The following is a 16141-nucleotide window of genomic DNA, read 5'->3' as shown; positions in this document are numbered from 1 at the left end:
TATTATAACTTGAATTGCAATAAGTAATGCGACAAAATTAAATCAATTTTCTAATCTCATGTTTTAACATATAAGATGGTGTTTTAAACCAAGGCAATTCTTAGGTCGATTATTAATCAACATTAGTGCTTCTGTTAGTTTATCTAGTGTTACTTTAGCTAAATCGGTTTTCTTAGGAAAATATTTCGAGGTAAACCATTACTATTTTCATTAGGTCCACGTTGCCATGCTGCGTAAGCATCGGCAAAATATATCGGTATCCCGAACTAGGCTTCAACTTATTCATAGCACGCAAATTCTTTACCACGGTCCACTGTAAAGGTTTTAAGTAATTTACTTGTTAATGTGTTGTATAGCGAACTAATAGCTAAAAATATAGAATCCTTAGTTCGATCATCCATTTTTATTGCTACATAGAATCGAGTCTTACGTTCAACAAATGTAGCTAAACAGCCTTTACTTTTTCCTCTGGAAGAAACCATTGTATCTAGATCTCCATGACCAAAAACCTCCTGGTCTTCAATTTCTTGAGGTCGCTCTTTAATGGTTTTTTAACATTGAATCGTCCACGGTTTTCTTGTGTATTGGGCTTTTTTCTTTCCGGCGAAGTACTTTTTCCGTTACAGTAAAAAAACCACGATGGATCCAAGAATATATTGTCTTAAAGCTTAGAACGCCAACTAATCCAGCAACAACCAATTCTTCAGGAGACCAAGTTTGTTGTAATCTAAATTCAATTAAAGCCGCTAATTGAGGTGTTAACTTTATTGGTCTTCCTTTATTAGCAGACCTACTATTTGTTACCTACTGTGCTTTAATTGCAGAGTATCCGCCTTTAATGCGATTTAATTCGCTTGCTACAGTAGAATGGTGGACACCAATTAAATTAGAAATTTTACGAACAGAGTACCTTTCTTTTTTTTAAATTTCTATTTGACTTCGTTTTTCTATGGTAAGATGTATATAGCTCATATTAGAGACCTCCGTGTCATGTATTTGTGGTTATTTACATTTTACACGAAATCTCGAATATGAGTCTTTTTATTTGTCGCAATATAATTTTACAATTCACCGGTTGTAAAATATATAGACAATATTTATAAATAATAAGGTAAGGCAACTATGGATTATAAATATTATTGTTAGTGTTTAGATTTGTTTATCATTTTCATAGGTATATTTAATCCGTTTAGCATTGCTAATAAAATAAGATTAATATCTTATATATTTTTTTATAAGATTGGGTTATAATAGTGATACGTAAGGATGTATTTATATACTAGGCCTTAACGGAGCATTGTTAATGATGTCAAGCGAAATAATATATTTCGTTTGCCGTACTTGTGATTTACATAATAAGCATATGCTATTAATAGTAATACACAGGTAACGACACCTGATATTATTAAAGTGTCATTAAGTTGCTGCTGAAGTATCATCTTTAGTGTCTCCTTAATTATATCAAACATTGTTATTGATTTTAGTGGACGATTATGTAATAAAAATACATATGGTGTAAACTGTTAACCCGTAAACTTTAGCTATGCCACTAAGGCTTGTTTACGGGTTTTGCAATTTTTGGAGACTTTTTATGGATTTTCAAGAATGGGAAAATAGGGTATCTATTTTAGATAGAAAATATAATCATTTTGACTTATGGGTTTCTTATAATACAGTAAAAAATTATATTATAAATCCTTGTAATGTTAAGACACATGGGTTTTACCCATTAATTCATTTTGAAATATCAAAACCTAAATGGAAAAGAGAGAAGGGAAAAGCCTCAATAAATTTTGATAAAAAGAGACATATATATTATGCTTCACATATTGATAGTTGGATTTATAGATATTATGCTTATTTATTTAACGAGTATTATAACCAATATCTAGATAATAAACATCTAAATGAAGTTGTAGTAGCTTATAGAAATAATTTGAAGCAGAATAATATCGATTTTGCTAATAAAGCATTTTCGTTTATACGTAATTTACAACAAGAGGATGAAGAATTATATGTCATTATTGGTGATTTTACAGATTTTTTTGATAATTTAGATCATGAATATTTAAAGAATAATCTAAAAATAGTTTTAGATAAGAAAAGATTAGATCCTGATGAATTTGCTGTTTTCAAAAATGTAACAAGAGCATCATATGTTGAATTAGTAGATATTATAAAATGGCATAAATTAAAAGATAATAAAAAATCTCGCCGTTTGGTTAATAAGAAAACTTTTAATCGGGGACGAATTCTTAATATTAATTGTTTAGGTAAGAATAAGGTAGAAATTCATTCTGATAAAGGTGATAAGGGGGTTGCACAGGGGACTCCTATTAGTGCAGTGTTATCTAATATTTATATGATAAAATTTGATGAAAGACTGTCTATTTTAGCTAGTGGTAATGGTGGATTTTACCAACGTTATAGTGATGATTTTATTTTTATATTTCCGTCTTCTTCTTGTAGTATTGAGGAGATATTATCTGAACTTAAGGCTTGTGTTGACGCTGTTCATGGACTAACCTTTAAAGATGAAAAAAGGCAAATTTTTAAAGTAAGCAGCGATAAAATTGAAAATATTACAAATAAATATAGTAAAGAAAGTAATTTAGATAATCATAAGAGCTGTTTGATTAACTATTTAGGGTTTTCTTTTGATGGACATAATGTATCCGTACGAGGTAAAACATTGTCTCGATATTTTAGTAAAATGGCTACATCGGTTCATGCGATCTCACGGCAGAATAGAGCTATAGATACAATTGATTCTAAGCATAAAAAGATAATACCTTTATATAAAGTATTTAATAGATTCACGTATAAAGGGACAAAATGGTATAGGAAAAAATATAAAAACTCTAAGCACAAAAAACATATACAATTAATTAAAAATAAGAATGGCAATTTTCATGATTATATAAATAATGCTCAAAAAGTTTTTTCCCAAGATGAAAATATTTCTCTTGTTACTAAAAAATCAGCTAATTATTTGAGAAAGTTTTTGAATAAAAAATATAAAAATGACACTAGCAATATTTAATAGGAAATCATTAATTACAGTATTTTGTATATAGTCATATCGATTAGTGTTTTCTTTAAATTTATTAGTAAAGTTTGGGGTAAGTTATAGAGCTTGAGTTTAATGTATTGGTATTATAGCAAAAATAAATAGATAAAAGGTTCCTAATAGCCATCTAGGTGACAATTAGGAACCTTTTTGTTTTTCATGAAATCTCTTTATTTTACCTTTATAATAATTTCATTAGTCTAATGAGAGGGTAGATATAGATGAAAGATACTGCAAAGCAAATTATAAAGTATTGGTATTCACTTGAGTGTTTACAACCGAAAGAAGTTCCAAAGTATAAAGCAATTCCTAAGAAGTATATTAAAGAGCTCATATTTAAAAGTGAAAATGATATAATTACTATTTATCAACAGTCTGTAATAAAATCTTATTGGAAAAGACCTAATTCACGTGTTTCTACGTATGTAGTACCGTTACCAAATGATCCTTATAATTACTCTATTATTGATGAGATTAAATATTTTAAGGATGAAAAGGAATATGTTTTAGATGATGAACATGCTGTTCTGTTATGTGTAGTTAAAGGGACTGAAATATTAGAGGCTTTCATTGATAAATTAGAAATTGAATATCCTGAAAAACCATATTTAGGGAATGTGTATAGTGCATCATTTATCGTTGATGCAGATGGATACTATAAAGAGGGCAGTCTACAAATTGCTCCTTTTATTTGGGTGATTTATCAAATGATGTTTCAGCCTGATGTGGAGTTTAAAGATATTAAGTTAGATGGCTGGGATGAAGTTGTTAAAGAAATTGAGGATGGTTTTAATCTTCCTGAAGAAAAGATATCCCTTGATGAGGCTGCACATGTGATCAATGTGTATATACAAAAGCATATCTTGGAGCCTATGGGCGTTACCATGTTCCGTGCTGGCGATGTTTATGGCTATTGTGGCTTTACGGTCGAGGAGATTCAGCTTGTTAAAGCTGATACAATGCCTGTAAATGTTTTAAAATCTAGCTTTTTCCTTGATGATTTACAGTTGGTCTTACAGCGCATCGATACATTAAAGGATAATAATAAGGTATTGTCTTATATCAATAGTCTTAATCAGGATATTGAGCATTATGATTTGTTGAAAGATACTAAGCAGATGCGTAAATGGTATAATCCGAAGGTATTACCATATGGTAGATGGCCTTCAAAGTTTAACTTATCCTTTATGCAGCAAATTGCTGTTAATATTGCTAAGGAGAATCCTAAAGACGTCTTTTCTGTTAATGGGCCTCCTGGTACAGGAAAAACTACGTTATTGAAGGATATCATTGCTAGTAATATTGTTGAACGTGCTGCTAAGTTTTGTGAAAGTAATCATGTAAATGATATCTTCAAAAAGGTTGTGGGCCGAGATGGGATCTCTTTTTACTATGATATACCTAGTGATATTGCATTATATGGCATGCTGGTGCTTTCATCAAATAATAAGGCCGTTGAAAATATTACATTAGAATTGCCAAATATTTCCTCTGTGGAAGAGGGGACTGATGGGTCTACATTATTTCATCCAGATTCCTCTAATCAACAGGTTGATTTATCTTATTTTGCTAAGGATAAGAAGTATCAATTTGTTAAATCTAATGAGGTATATTTTACCTTTTTAGCAGATCGTTTAGCAGAGAGTAATGAACAATGGGGCTTAATTTCTGCGAGACTTGGTAAGAAGTCTAATATAAACACATTTATGCCAGTATTAGATGTATTATCCTCAGATATGTCCTCTATTATGCGTATGCCTAGTGCTCAAGATGCTTTTGAAAGTGCCAAGAAACAGTTTCAGGCTCAACATAATCTTGTAAAAGCATTATTTACTTATGTAACAGCCTATGAAGAGAATATTCATTTGATTCAAGAATTAAAGGTTAAAATCGATAAATTAAAAGAGGAAGCTCTTGTAATCAATGAACAATTAAGTAAGTATGATGATTTAGATGATAATTTGTTGAAGTTGATAGAGCGTAAAAATAGTATTGAGTCTAAATTAATAGAGTTGAACAGCAAACGTTCTATTATTGATAAGATTTGGAGTGCTACTAACTGGTCTATTTTAGAAGCCATGAGTAATGCTGCATTGTTATCAGTTATTGAAGACGAGACTACAAAACTTCAAAATGTTAAAAGTGAATTAGATGCATTACACAAATTGGTTAATGAGCGTGAATTTATAATCAATACGAAAGATGGTCTATTATCTGATATTAAAGAACTTGATGGTACTGTCCAAAATGCAGAACATACACAGCAAGATATTTTAGGTATATTAAAAACTGATAATAAAGACACGATACATTGTTTTGATGATATAGCATCAAAGTTAATGTCACCTGATGAGGACCGAGCAGAGGCCCATACAGCGTTCTTATATGTGTGTAACTACTTAAATGAATGTAGAGAACGTTTGTTATACGATGCCTTACAAGTACAAAAGACTGTTGTTATGAGTGATGCTTTCAGAAAAAATATGCAATTACTTAGTCAGTATTGGGGCTCATTAAATGATAGGAAAAATTTACAGAAAAATTTTGACCTTGATGCCATATTCCCTGCATTACTTAATTCCTTGATGATTGCAGTACCAGTTATTTCCTCCACCTTTGCTGCTGTGGAGAGATTTTTGATTAATTGTAAATCTGAAAGCTCGTTAGGTACCATTATTATTGATGAGGCAGGGCAGGCGTCACCTCATATGCTTGTAGGGGCATTGTTCCGTGCGCAGAAGGCCGTAGTAGTTGGTGATCCTAAACAGATTGAACCTGTACAAACTGTACAGGATTTGTTTGTAGAAAAAATTGGTGGCGAAGGTATTGGTAAATATCGGAGTAAAGAGCTATCTGTACAAAGCTTAGCTGATGCACAAAATCCATTTGCAGGCATTATCAAAAATCTTGATGGTTCCGAATCTTGGGTCGGTTGCCCGCTCGTTATTCATAGACGCTGTAAGAATCCTATGTTTACAGTAGCTAATGAGTTATCTTATGGTGGCTTTATGATTAATAAGACCATGGAGCCTAAAGAGTCTATTGAGCCATGCAAAGAGAGCTGTTGGATAACATATGATACAAGTAATATTGAATCTACTATGGGTAAAGATCGATATATACAATTACAAGGTCAAATTGCTTTTGAATTGATTCAAAAGCTACGAGCAAGAAATGTGGAGTTTAAAGATATTTTTATCATTACACCATTTACTAGTGTTGCATATGGGTTTAAAAAGTATATGGAATCCCTTAGTAATGATATTGTGAATTGGACTAAAGAGGATAATAAGAAAGACTGGTTAGATGATAATATCGGTACGGTTCATACCTTCCAAGGTAAAGAAGCTAAAGTCGTTATTTATATGTTAGGCTGTCAAAGCGATGACTCTGCTAATGGAGCTATTAAATGGGTTAACGCCAATAATGTAAATGTAGCCTTTACAAGAGCAAGGGAGTATATCTATGTTATTGGTGATGCAGTGAAATGGGCAGAACTCAATAAAAACCTTGCATTCGCACAAAGATATTTGCCTATTTATACACTAAAGGATTTCTAAGTTAATAAATTGTAACGACTATAGTAGATTGCTAGATTATAAGGTATAGGTTACTATAGATGTTTCTATAAAGAATTTATATATACAATAAAGGTCCATAAAACAAAACAAGGAAAGAAATCCTTAGTCTCCTTTCCTTGTCCAGATATGATATAATTTATACCCAAGTGAGGCATAAATGGTTCGGTTGCCAGACTTCGCTTCTAGTATTTATAATTGAAAAAACGGTCTGACATCATGTCAGGCCGTTTCTTCATGTTTAAATGGAGTTATTAGTTTTGTAACTCTTGTTTTCCGTATATTTTTAGGACTATAGCAATAATTGTATTTAATACAAATAGAAGAGCGAAGCACTTTAGAGCTGTAGTATAGCCATATCCTGCTTCGTGAAAGTATGACACGAGCATAGGACCCACGATGCCCGCCAATCCCCAAGCAGTTAGAATACGGCCATGAATAGTCGATAGTTGACGTATACCATAGAGGTCCGCAAGATATGCTGGCATACAAGAAAATCCACCACCATAGCATGTGATAATGAGAAGGATTAAGATTTGGAATGTTAGGGCACTATTGGTTTGGGCGAGTAAATAGAATGCGATGATTTCTATAATAAAGAATAGTATGTAAGTTTGTGCTCACCCAAGGTAATCGGAGATAGTAGACCATGCAATACGCCCCCCACCATTGAAAATACCGATGATACCAACCAGTGATGCAGCTGCTGCAGGTGTCATACCAATGGCTTCTTGTGCCATAGGGGACGCTAAGGATAGTAGGCCTATACCACAGGTAATATTAATAAAGAATACCCACCAAAGGGCACCAAATTGCCAAGTTTTAATAGCATCATTGGCTAGCATGCCATGGTTGTGAACGTACATAGTGGATTTATCTTTCGTAGTTTGAGTTGGTTGTTTTAGTTGAGGTGCTTTCAAATAGAGCGAAGAGGCGCCCATAATCACTAGATAGATTACACCGAGGATAATGAAGTTATTTACTAATCCAAATTGAGCAACGAGGAATTGCATAAGTGGACCTGCAATGAGTGAAGCAAATCCAAAACCCATAATGGCTAATCCTGTTGCAAATCCCGGACGATTTGGAAAGTATTTTACCAGTGTAGAAACTGGTGTTATATAACCAATACCTAATCCGATACCACCGATGATACCATAGAAGAGATAGAGTAAGGTGAGATTGTGGACACTAAGTGCATAGGCCGTACCGAATAATCCAGTTACCCAGAATAACATGGCAAGAAGGCCACTTTTCTTAGGTCCAATTTTTTCTGCAAAGGATCCAAGAAAGCCCGCAGATAGTCCGAGCATTAAAATAGCTAATGAGAATGTCCATGTTGTTTGCGATAAAGTAAAACCCATATCTGCCATAATAGGACGTGTGAGTACACTCCATGCATATACGCTACCAATGGATATGTGCAAACCAATGGCTGCTAATGCAATAAACCAACGATTTCTCATAAGAAAACTCCTTTCATATAGGTGAGATACTCAGATATAGATAAAGAAGCATTTGTTACGAGAAGGCAATAAAAAAGACCATCTGAACAAAAGCTTGCCCAGACGGTCGGCTATCACACGATGTGTGCTACTGTGCATGTAGTCAATTCTACGTATCCGTCAGCCCAGTAGGAATATATTACAAATATAGCAATTGAAAGGACATCTTGTCGGTGATCTAAGTCACTATCGTATGCATTATGATGATTTATAATTGAAAACAAGGAAAGAAATCTTTGGATTTCTTTCCTTGTTTAGATATGATATAATTTATATCAAAGTGAGGCATAAATGGTTTGGTCGCCTGACTTCGCTTCTAGAATTTAATGTTGAAGAAACGGTCTGACTTCACAGTCGGGCCTTTTTTCATAGCCTAATTCTGTGAAAAGCTAACTTTTGCTAGATGTCAATTCATTTAGCTGCCATGATAATGGTCGCCACAAGTATGCCAAAGGAAATCATTAATGATAACACTTTGAATGTACTCATATTGATCACCGCCAATCTCTAGAAGATTAGCAAAGGCTGGACCCATTTAGAGGCCTCAAGTTCAATATAGTGTTGTGGATAATAAAAGTAAATAGATTAGAGGTTCCTAATAGTCACCTAGGTGACCAATAGGAACCTTTTTCGCTTTGTAATTATTATTATAGGATAGATAAATTATGTTACAATGCAAATAAGATAATAGTTTTTAGGGAGAGGGAAACTCATATGAAACGTTATATTATGCTATTGACTTTAGGTTTATGTTTTGTAGCACCAATGCTTTCACAAGCAGTGGATATAAGACCTATCATACATGTTACGAATGTACATAATGGCCAATATGATGAAGAATTAGATGCTATTACAGCAACCAAGTTTTATGGACCGTATCAGTTCCGTGTATTGAAGGACTCTGTGGAGACTAAAGGGGAAACTAAAGATATAGATGGCAGAGCCTTTAGATCCTCTGATGGTGTCTTTATGCATGTGAAGGCTAGATCTATCGATAATACAAGTATCTCTTTAGATAAAGAGATTGAAAAAATTGTTAAAGATAGGACGATTCCTGAACCTACTGTAAAGATGGTATTGCCTATTAAATATGATGTAACAGAGGTTGATAATGATGGTGTGCGCAGTTTACTAGCTGAATTTATGTATGGCTGGCCATTACATAATAGGACGGATATGGTACTTGTTACTGATTATGAAGACACTCGTTACTATTATAAGTTGCAGTTTTATAGAGACAAGCTACCAAAAGGTGTTCACATTGAGCAGTTGCGCCAGATGATTATGGATGCGCAGTTTAGTTATAAATAAGGTGTTTTGATCAGATTCCCATATTTGTTTATTTTAATGTTTTTAGTCAGTCTGTAATATTTAGCTGAACGGGTATAGTAAAAGTAAATTAAAAAGAGGTTCCTATGAGTCAACTTGTGCCCATCAGGAACCTCTTTTGTTGTGCAAGATTTTATATAGTTTTCAAACTATTATAATATGCTTTTACCTAAAGGAAATTATTATTTATTTAAGTTTCCAACAATGCTTACAATATCTTCTGCTTTGCGTGCAATATGTATTACGCCTAGTTCTTGATGGAGAGATTCTTCTCTAAAGCCCCATGTAACACCAATGCAAAGTAGACCGGAGTTTTCTGCAGTAGCTACGTCAACTTCAGAGTCACCTACATAGATAGACTCTTCTGGGGGAGAGTTTAATTCCTTCAAGGCTTGTAACACCATGTCTGGAGCAGGTTTACGTTGTAATCCTGGTCTTTCACCGATGGCAACAGGTAAACGATCGCCAAAGTACTCTTTATTGAGCGGTGTTACACCTTCTTGGATTTTGTTGGATACGATGGCTAATTTATAACCTTGCTCACGCAATTCATCAAGCATATCTAGGATGCCTGGGTAGGGAGCTGTTGTGTCTTTTAAATGCTCACCATAGTAAGCTTTGAACTCCTCAATGTATGGCTCTAATTCATGATCAGCTACTGTACTTGGTAAACATTGACGCATCAAATAGGTTACTGCATTACCGAGTGCTGCTTTTACCTCTGCTAGAGATTTTTCAGGGAAGTTATGTGTACGTAGTACATGATTTACAGCATTCGCTAAATCTGTAGCCGTATCAAGTAATGTGCCGTCGCAATCAAAAACGATGGTTGTATATTTCATAGGGACCTCCAAATGTAATTATTAACTATTCTATTATATGACAGACTGAGAAAATTTTCATAAAAAATTAGACTATGTTACAATTAATATACTATAGTTGAGAGCTTTAAAACTGGAGAGGTATATGATTCATAAAACAATTGCACTTTCAATATATATTAGCTTAATTACTACTTTAGTAGGGGCTGTTGATGTTAATATTCCTGGTGCGGATAATAGAATTTCTGCAAATGCTTATGAAAGTTATATACATCATGATTCCTCAATTAGAAATATACAAGAGAGAGCCTTGAGAGACTTTCAAAAGAATAAGCTGTATGATGAAACTAAGCAACTATATATAGATAACGGTCTATCTGAAAAAGAGGCTGAAACAGTTATCCGAGAAAGCTATGTAGGGCCTCTTAATATATATGAGGGACAAACAGAGATTATTGATCATAGTGGAAAGGGAATTCGTTTCCTTGTACCCTATATAAGTTATTATAAAGTGCAGAAAAATAATATAACTGATAAATATACAGCGTATGAACTTTTCTCACATGATATGACGATAGGCTTAATTGTTGAAAATAAACAGAATTGGCAAGCTCTGACTACATGGGAAAGCCATTTGATTCGATTACGGGAGAGGATTTACGTAAAGATTATGAACGACCAACAAACATAAAAGAGTTTGGAGCACTTTCTTATAAACCCGAAGATATCCATGGTGCAAGTTTTTTGTATGCAGGGTTAACGGATAGTTACTGGGATTCTTTATATGGTAAAATTAAGAAAAATAATAAAGCTCAGTTTTGTTCCAATTTGAACTTTGCTTTGGCTAATAATTCGACGATTCGATATCATGTAGGTTTGACTGAGGCCAAACAGAATATGGGACAGGTAATCAGTCCCATACTTGTTAATTACGTGCTACCATCTATAAAACCACTAACAGATAGCGATGCATATTCTCATACAACGAAAAAAGAGGGTGAAAATTTTATCTACCGTATTCTTAATGATGCAAAAGTTATTGGTTCTGTAAGAGATGTTCAAAATGGTTTGTCTTATAAAAGCTCTTCTGGTATAACTCACACTGTCTATGTAGAAACGATAGATAAGGCAAGTAGCGCAGATTCGATTGAGCTTAGTAGCTTTCTGGATGAGGTGATTATTAATTCGGTTAAATCGCCTGAGGATTATATTTACTTTGCTAAACGCATTGTATGGAATGATGGTGTACCAGGTATTTTAGTGGAACAAGAGAAAGCTAATAAAGAGGGTATAATGGTATTTTATATTCAGGACGGAACGACAGCTTTAACTAGTATATTGAGTTATAATAGAAATATGTCTTATACTAAAGAACAACTTCGTAATATGATAACTGATGTTAAGTTAGTTACTATTCCTGAGAAATTCAAGGGCAATGTTGATCTTGCTAATATTGAAGATATAGTTAAAAAAGATTTGGAGAAGTAGAATGACTGAAATACAAGCTCTTTTATTGATAAAATCTATTCTCGAATCCGCAGATATTCATGGTATTGAACATATGTTAAGTGAAGATTGTGAGTACATGTCTACAGGTCGTGGTATTATTGGGCGAAACCGCAATGAAACTGTTGAGTTTTTATCCTCTATGACTGAGTCTATTAAGGCAGATAATGTGCCTGTTACCTGCAAGGTGATGCATATTACCGATATATATGAAGAGGATGCGTTATTCCATGAAGGGCGTCATGGTTTAACGGTTTCTTATGAAAGTGGCGATAACTATGTGTACATGATTTTTGTAGACGTAAATAATGAAGGCCTTGTAGACCGTATCGTTTCTAGTCAAGAAAACTATAGCATTGAGTATGATGATCTCCGCTTTAGTTCTGATGAAAGCGAATATGCTTTCACGACTTCGCCAACGACTGTGAAAGATTGGATTACAGCACTCAGCATGTGGCTTGAAACTGCAAATGTAGATGTAGACGATTTTTATCAATATATCGATGAAGATACGCGCGTTGTATTTCAAAAGGGCGATGCAGAATCTATTACTCTTGAAAGCGGTCTTGATGTAGAGGATTACTTTGATCAATTAATGAACCAACACTTTGATGCGGTGCCTCATATCATTCGAGATGAAGAAGATGGATTAATCTTAACCTACGGCCCTATGAGTGCTATTGCTACCCTCAATGAAGAAGGTGCACTAGCACTTATCAGTATCTATATCGATACACGCGATGAAGATGAAGCGACTGATGAGGTTGGTTATATCGAAGAGGACTTAACGAAGGAAACTATTATTGAAGAGGATCTATATTAGTTGATACTACTCATTTGATATATCTAATCTAATTAGGATTAATAGATAAAACAAAAACTACCAATTAAACATATATCTTTTAAACAGACCTTCTACTATAGAAGGATAAGCCACTAGATATTATGAATAACTGGTAGTTTTTTGTATTATTTACATTTCATCATGGTCTTTAATGAGACCAGCTTTTTTCTTTTTCCAGTAGGAGTAGTAGAATGGCAAGATTATGATACAGCCGCCTAGACCCCATAATAATTGGTTAGTTTGAGCTTGGGCAAGCATCCATAGGGATGTGCCGATAGCGATGACTGGGATTAAGTAGCCACCAGGGATTGTGTAGGAACGAGCTTTGTCTGCCCATTTACGACGGAAGATAATAACAGCCAAACAAGTTGGTAGGTATTGTGTAAAACGAGATACCGCACTAATGGCTGCTAGTGTTGTAAAGGAACCAGACCAGGCAAGTAATACACTGGCAATGGCAGTAACGATAGCTGCTACATATGGTGCATTGTAACGATTACGTTTTGCTAAAGCACTTGGTAGCATACCATCTTCCGCCATGGATGTTGCCACACGAGGCGCATAGTAAGCTTCAGCAAAGTTGATACCACCCATAGAGATCAATGTGCCTATTAATACGATATACATACCAATAGGTCCAACAATTACGTTGAATGCATCTTGTACTGGAGCCTTGGTATTTGCCAAGTCAGTACCGAGTACACCAATAGATACGGCAAGGATTGCCATATACAGAACGGATACGAGAAGCATACACATGATAATAGCACGTGGTAAATTCTTTTTAGGATTTTTCATATCCTCTGCAGCAATGGCAATAACTTCAAACCCTGTATACGCAAAGAATAGAAGTACTGCTGCTTGTGCAAATGATCCATCTACATAGGTATCTTGTGGGAATACAGGCGTAAAGTTAGCACCATTAATAAAGAAGATACCAATTGCAATGAATAGGGTAAGCGGAACTAACTTAGAGATAGTAATTAAGTTATTAACGAATTTTGATACATTAACACCAAATATATTTACAACCGTAAGGCCTACAATTAAGATAAATGAAATGACATCCTTTGCAAAATCACCACTTAAAGCTGGTACTGCAGCACCTAATGCTGTAGCAAAGCCAACGGCCATAGCCGCCCAGGCAATAACGGTTACGATCCATTTTAGAACGCCCACTTCAAAGGCCCAGAAATCACCTAATGCATGTTTTGCATATAGATAAGGACCTCCATTACGTGTAAATAGGCTGGCTGCCTCTGCAAAGCAAAGGGCGATACAACCTGCGATAATGGCGTCAAATAACAGGACGCCTAAGCTAGCGGAACCAATTATAGAATATGCTTTGTTTGGTAGTAGGAAAATACCTGTCCCTACAATACCATTGATGCCAAGGAGTACAATACTCCAAAAGTCAAATTTTCCTGTTTCTTTCATGATATAATCTTCCTACTATTTAGTTATATTTTCTCGAACTGCTTTTACGAATGCAGTAAATAAGCGTTTTGCGTTTTCATCACTTGTAGACATCATTTCTGGGTGGAATTGACAGGCGACTAACCAAGGATAGGATGGGTCCTCTAAACCTTCTACAGTACCATCCTTAGCTCTTGCTACAACTTGTAATCCTTTACCGACGTTTTTAACTGTTTGGTGATGATGGGAATTCGTAATCCAAGTATTGTAACCTATAGCACTAGCTAGTTTTGATTTGGAATCAATTTCTACAGTATGGGTACCAAGAGAAGGTGTTTGATTCTGAGAGTGTTTTATTGTACAGTTTTGATCATATTTTAAATCTTGGAATAAAGAACCACCACGATATACATTTAAGATTTGTAAGCCACGACAGATACAAAAGATGGGAATTTGCTTTTCTTCTGCTGCTTTGATTAAGGCAAAGTCAAATTGATCGCGCTCCGGAAATACATCGCCAAGACCTTGCAGAGGTTCTTCTCCATAGTGAAGAGGGTATACATCATGACCGCCGGATAATAACAAGCCGTCAAGTTTTGCTACCGTTTCGCGAGCTACATCAAGATTTTGGGTAAATGGAATTATAACAGGAATGCCACCAGTCTCCTCAATAGAACGAGGATAGTCTTGGTTTACGTAAGAACGCAATAAATCTACGTAAGGACCACCATTATCTCGTAAGATATTGCCAGATATGCCAATAAATGGTTTCGTCATAATATCACCTCATATGTGTAAAAATCTGTACAACCTGATGTTAGTGTATCAGATTTTTATGGATAAAAACACTACTAATAGATATAATTATAAGACTTATAATAGAGAAAATATGTTAAAGTTGATACATTTTACTATATTTTCTTTCCAGATATAGTTGTATAAGTTTATTGCGAAACATGATATGATAAACTACGAATGAACTGTACGGGAGGTTTACTATGGTTTTTCTAACATCTTTGCAAAGTATCATACCTATTGTGCTACTTATTTTGTTAGGATATATATTAAAAGGGCGGGGCATGTTTAATCCCACCTTTAGTGGTAATTTATCGCGATTTATCATGTCGGTTGCATTACCAGCTGGAGTATTTGTATCTGTATTGCATCACTTACATACTTCAGATATTTGGAATTTACGATATGGCATGTTAGTGGTTGTCCTAACATATGTTATTGCATATATCGTAGCTTTCATTATGATGAAAATGCTGAAAGTTCCTAAAGGACGACGTGGTATTTTTATCAATATGGTAGTAAATGATAACTGCTTATTTATTGGGTTACCAGTGCAAATTGCACTCTTTGGGCAAGATGCGCTGCCGTATTTCCTGTTATATTACATCGGTAACACTATTTCCGTATGGATGGTAGGGGTATTCCTTATAGAACTAGATCCACTACCAAATTCTGAAGTAGATTTTAATAATGGTTCCCATAAGATTGATAGTATAAATAATAGTTCAGAATCTACTGAAGGTAAAAGCAAGAAACCTAAATTTGATTGGAAGAAGTTATTACCACCACCATTGATAGGTTTTTTTGTGGCGTTAATCTTCTTATTCTTTGAAATTCCTTTACTTCCAATTTTGCATACTACCTTGAATTACTTAGGTGACATGGTAACCCCACTATCCTTGATTTATATAGGTATTGTACTTCATGATGCGGGCTTAAAAAGCATGCGTTTAAATAAAGACTCCATCGGTGGGATTGTAGGACGATTTGTCATTTCCCCGATTATCATGTTCTGTTTGATTACGGTCTTACAATATGGAGCAGGCATAGTTCTAGAACCGATTGCAATCATTACCTTTGTTGTACAATCAGCAGGACCTGTCATTGCAGTATTGCCAATTGTAGCTAATGAATCAAAAGCTGATTTGCCATTTGCTACAGGTCTAGTTATGATTAGTACCATATTATTTGTTGTAGTAATTCCAATCATAATGGAAATTTTAATAATGATAGGTATACAAGTTTAAAATAAGGAAAAGATTAAAATAAGTAAATAA

General features: G+C 34.4%; 12 protein-coding genes, 1 pseudogene and 1 riboswitch. Of the genes and pseudogenes, 7 read left to right on the top strand and 6 right to left on the bottom strand.

Going from position 1 to position 16141, the window contains the following annotated elements; all coding sequences use genetic code 11:
• Positions 1-278 precede the first annotated feature (278 nt).
• A complete protein-coding gene (locus VPHSUH08_RS09585; protein ID WP_233189868.1) occupies positions 279-524 on the bottom strand; it encodes a hypothetical protein in 246 nt (81 codons plus the stop codon).
• A gap of 1067 nt (positions 525-1591) precedes the next feature.
• On the opposite strand from VPHSUH08_RS09585, the gene VPHSUH08_RS02320 reads away from it, so the two are divergent.
• A complete protein-coding gene (locus VPHSUH08_RS02320; RefSeq protein WP_158251054.1) occupies positions 1592-3043 on the top strand; it encodes a reverse transcriptase domain-containing protein in 1452 nt (483 codons plus the stop codon).
• 248 nt (positions 3044-3291) lie between these two features.
• On the top strand, positions 3292-6630 hold the full coding sequence (locus VPHSUH08_RS02315; RefSeq protein WP_105086628.1) for an ATP-binding protein: 3339 nt from the start codon (positions 3292-3294) through the stop codon (positions 6628-6630).
• A 272-nt stretch (positions 6631-6902) separates the two neighbouring features.
• On the opposite strand, the pseudogene VPHSUH08_RS02310 reads toward VPHSUH08_RS02315, so the two are convergent.
• Positions 6903-8114, bottom strand: a pseudogene (locus tag VPHSUH08_RS02310) (OFA family MFS transporter).
• Between the two features lie 89 nt (positions 8115-8203).
• A riboswitch (ZMP/ZTP riboswitch) is annotated at positions 8204-8291 on the bottom strand.
• Between the two features lie 273 nt (positions 8292-8564).
• A complete protein-coding gene (locus VPHSUH08_RS09635; protein ID WP_353511575.1) occupies positions 8565-8615 on the bottom strand; it encodes a hypothetical protein in 51 nt (16 codons plus the stop codon).
• Positions 8616-8867: 252 nt separating this feature from the next.
• On the opposite strand from VPHSUH08_RS09635, the gene VPHSUH08_RS02305 reads away from it, so the two are divergent.
• Complete coding sequence (locus tag VPHSUH08_RS02305; RefSeq protein ID WP_105086627.1) at positions 8868-9464, top strand: hypothetical protein; 597 nt, start codon at positions 8868-8870, stop codon at positions 9462-9464.
• 200 nt (positions 9465-9664) lie between these two features.
• On the opposite strand, the gene VPHSUH08_RS02300 is transcribed toward VPHSUH08_RS02305, so the two are convergent.
• Positions 9665-10324, bottom strand: a complete 660-nt coding sequence (locus VPHSUH08_RS02300; RefSeq protein WP_105086626.1) for an HAD family hydrolase — start codon at positions 10322-10324, stop codon at positions 9665-9667.
• A 124-nt stretch (positions 10325-10448) separates the two neighbouring features.
• On the opposite strand from VPHSUH08_RS02300, the gene VPHSUH08_RS09580 reads away from it, so the two are divergent.
• Genes VPHSUH08_RS09580 through VPHSUH08_RS02290 form a run of 3 tightly spaced genes read left to right on the top strand, consistent with a single transcriptional unit; the run spans position 10449 to position 12632 of the window.
• A complete protein-coding gene (locus tag VPHSUH08_RS09580; protein WP_233189858.1) occupies positions 10449-10994 on the top strand; it encodes a hypothetical protein in 546 nt (181 codons plus the stop codon).
• A complete protein-coding gene (locus VPHSUH08_RS09575) occupies positions 10925-11791 on the top strand; it encodes a hypothetical protein (protein WP_233189856.1) in 867 nt (288 codons plus the stop codon). Before VPHSUH08_RS09580 ends, VPHSUH08_RS09575 begins: the two co-directional genes overlap by 70 nt.
• A 1-nt stretch (position 11792) precedes the next feature.
• Positions 11793-12632, top strand: a complete 840-nt coding sequence (locus VPHSUH08_RS02290) for a hypothetical protein (RefSeq protein ID WP_105086625.1) — start codon at positions 11793-11795, stop codon at positions 12630-12632.
• Positions 12633-12782: 150 nt separating this feature from the next.
• On the opposite strand, the gene VPHSUH08_RS02285 is transcribed toward VPHSUH08_RS02290, so the two are convergent.
• A complete protein-coding gene (locus tag VPHSUH08_RS02285) occupies positions 12783-14090 on the bottom strand; it encodes an APC family permease (protein ID WP_105086624.1) in 1308 nt (435 codons plus the stop codon).
• Between the two features lie 15 nt (positions 14091-14105).
• Complete coding sequence (locus VPHSUH08_RS02280) at positions 14106-14846, bottom strand: gamma-glutamyl-gamma-aminobutyrate hydrolase family protein (protein ID WP_105086623.1); 741 nt, start codon at positions 14844-14846, stop codon at positions 14106-14108.
• 221 nt (positions 14847-15067) lie between these two features.
• On the opposite strand from VPHSUH08_RS02280, the gene VPHSUH08_RS02275 reads away from it, so the two are divergent.
• Positions 15068-16111, top strand: coding sequence for an AEC family transporter (locus VPHSUH08_RS02275; protein ID WP_105086622.1), 1044 nt, complete (start codon positions 15068-15070; stop codon positions 16109-16111).
• Positions 16112-16141 lie beyond the last annotated feature (30 nt).

It is taken from the genome of Veillonella sp. S13054-11, from assembly GCF_002959795.1.
In the GTDB taxonomy this organism is placed as follows: Bacteria; Bacillota; Negativicutes; order Veillonellales; family Veillonellaceae; genus Veillonella; species Veillonella parvula_E.
Note: the sequence above shows the minus strand (reverse complement) of the source record. Positions and strands in the feature narration are given on the sequence as shown.

Excerpts from the sequence above, each read along its gene's own strand:
- VPHSUH08_RS02320 (WP_158251054.1), top strand. The coding sequence starts at position 1,592 with ATGGATTTTCAAGAATGGGAAAATAGGGTATCTATTTTAGATAGAAAA.
- VPHSUH08_RS02315 (WP_105086628.1), top strand. The coding sequence starts at position 3,292 with ATGAAAGATACTGCAAAGCAAATTATAAAGTATTGGTATTCACTTGAG.
- VPHSUH08_RS02305 (WP_105086627.1), top strand. The coding sequence starts at position 8,868 with ATGAAACGTTATATTATGCTATTGACTTTAGGTTTATGTTTTGTAGCA.
- VPHSUH08_RS02300 (WP_105086626.1), bottom strand. The coding sequence starts at position 10,324 with ATGAAATATACAACCATCGTTTTTGATTGCGACGGCACATTACTTGAT.
- VPHSUH08_RS09580 (WP_233189858.1), top strand. The coding sequence starts at position 10,449 with ATGATTCATAAAACAATTGCACTTTCAATATATATTAGCTTAATTACT.
- VPHSUH08_RS09575 (WP_233189856.1), top strand. The coding sequence starts at position 10,925 with ATGGGAAAGCCATTTGATTCGATTACGGGAGAGGATTTACGTAAAGAT.
- VPHSUH08_RS02290 (WP_105086625.1), top strand. The coding sequence starts at position 11,793 with ATGACTGAAATACAAGCTCTTTTATTGATAAAATCTATTCTCGAATCC.
- VPHSUH08_RS02285 (WP_105086624.1), bottom strand. The coding sequence starts at position 14,090 with ATGAAAGAAACAGGAAAATTTGACTTTTGGAGTATTGTACTCCTTGGC.
- VPHSUH08_RS02280 (WP_105086623.1), bottom strand. The coding sequence starts at position 14,846 with ATGACGAAACCATTTATTGGCATATCTGGCAATATCTTACGAGATAAT.
- VPHSUH08_RS02275 (WP_105086622.1), top strand. The coding sequence starts at position 15,068 with ATGGTTTTTCTAACATCTTTGCAAAGTATCATACCTATTGTGCTACTT.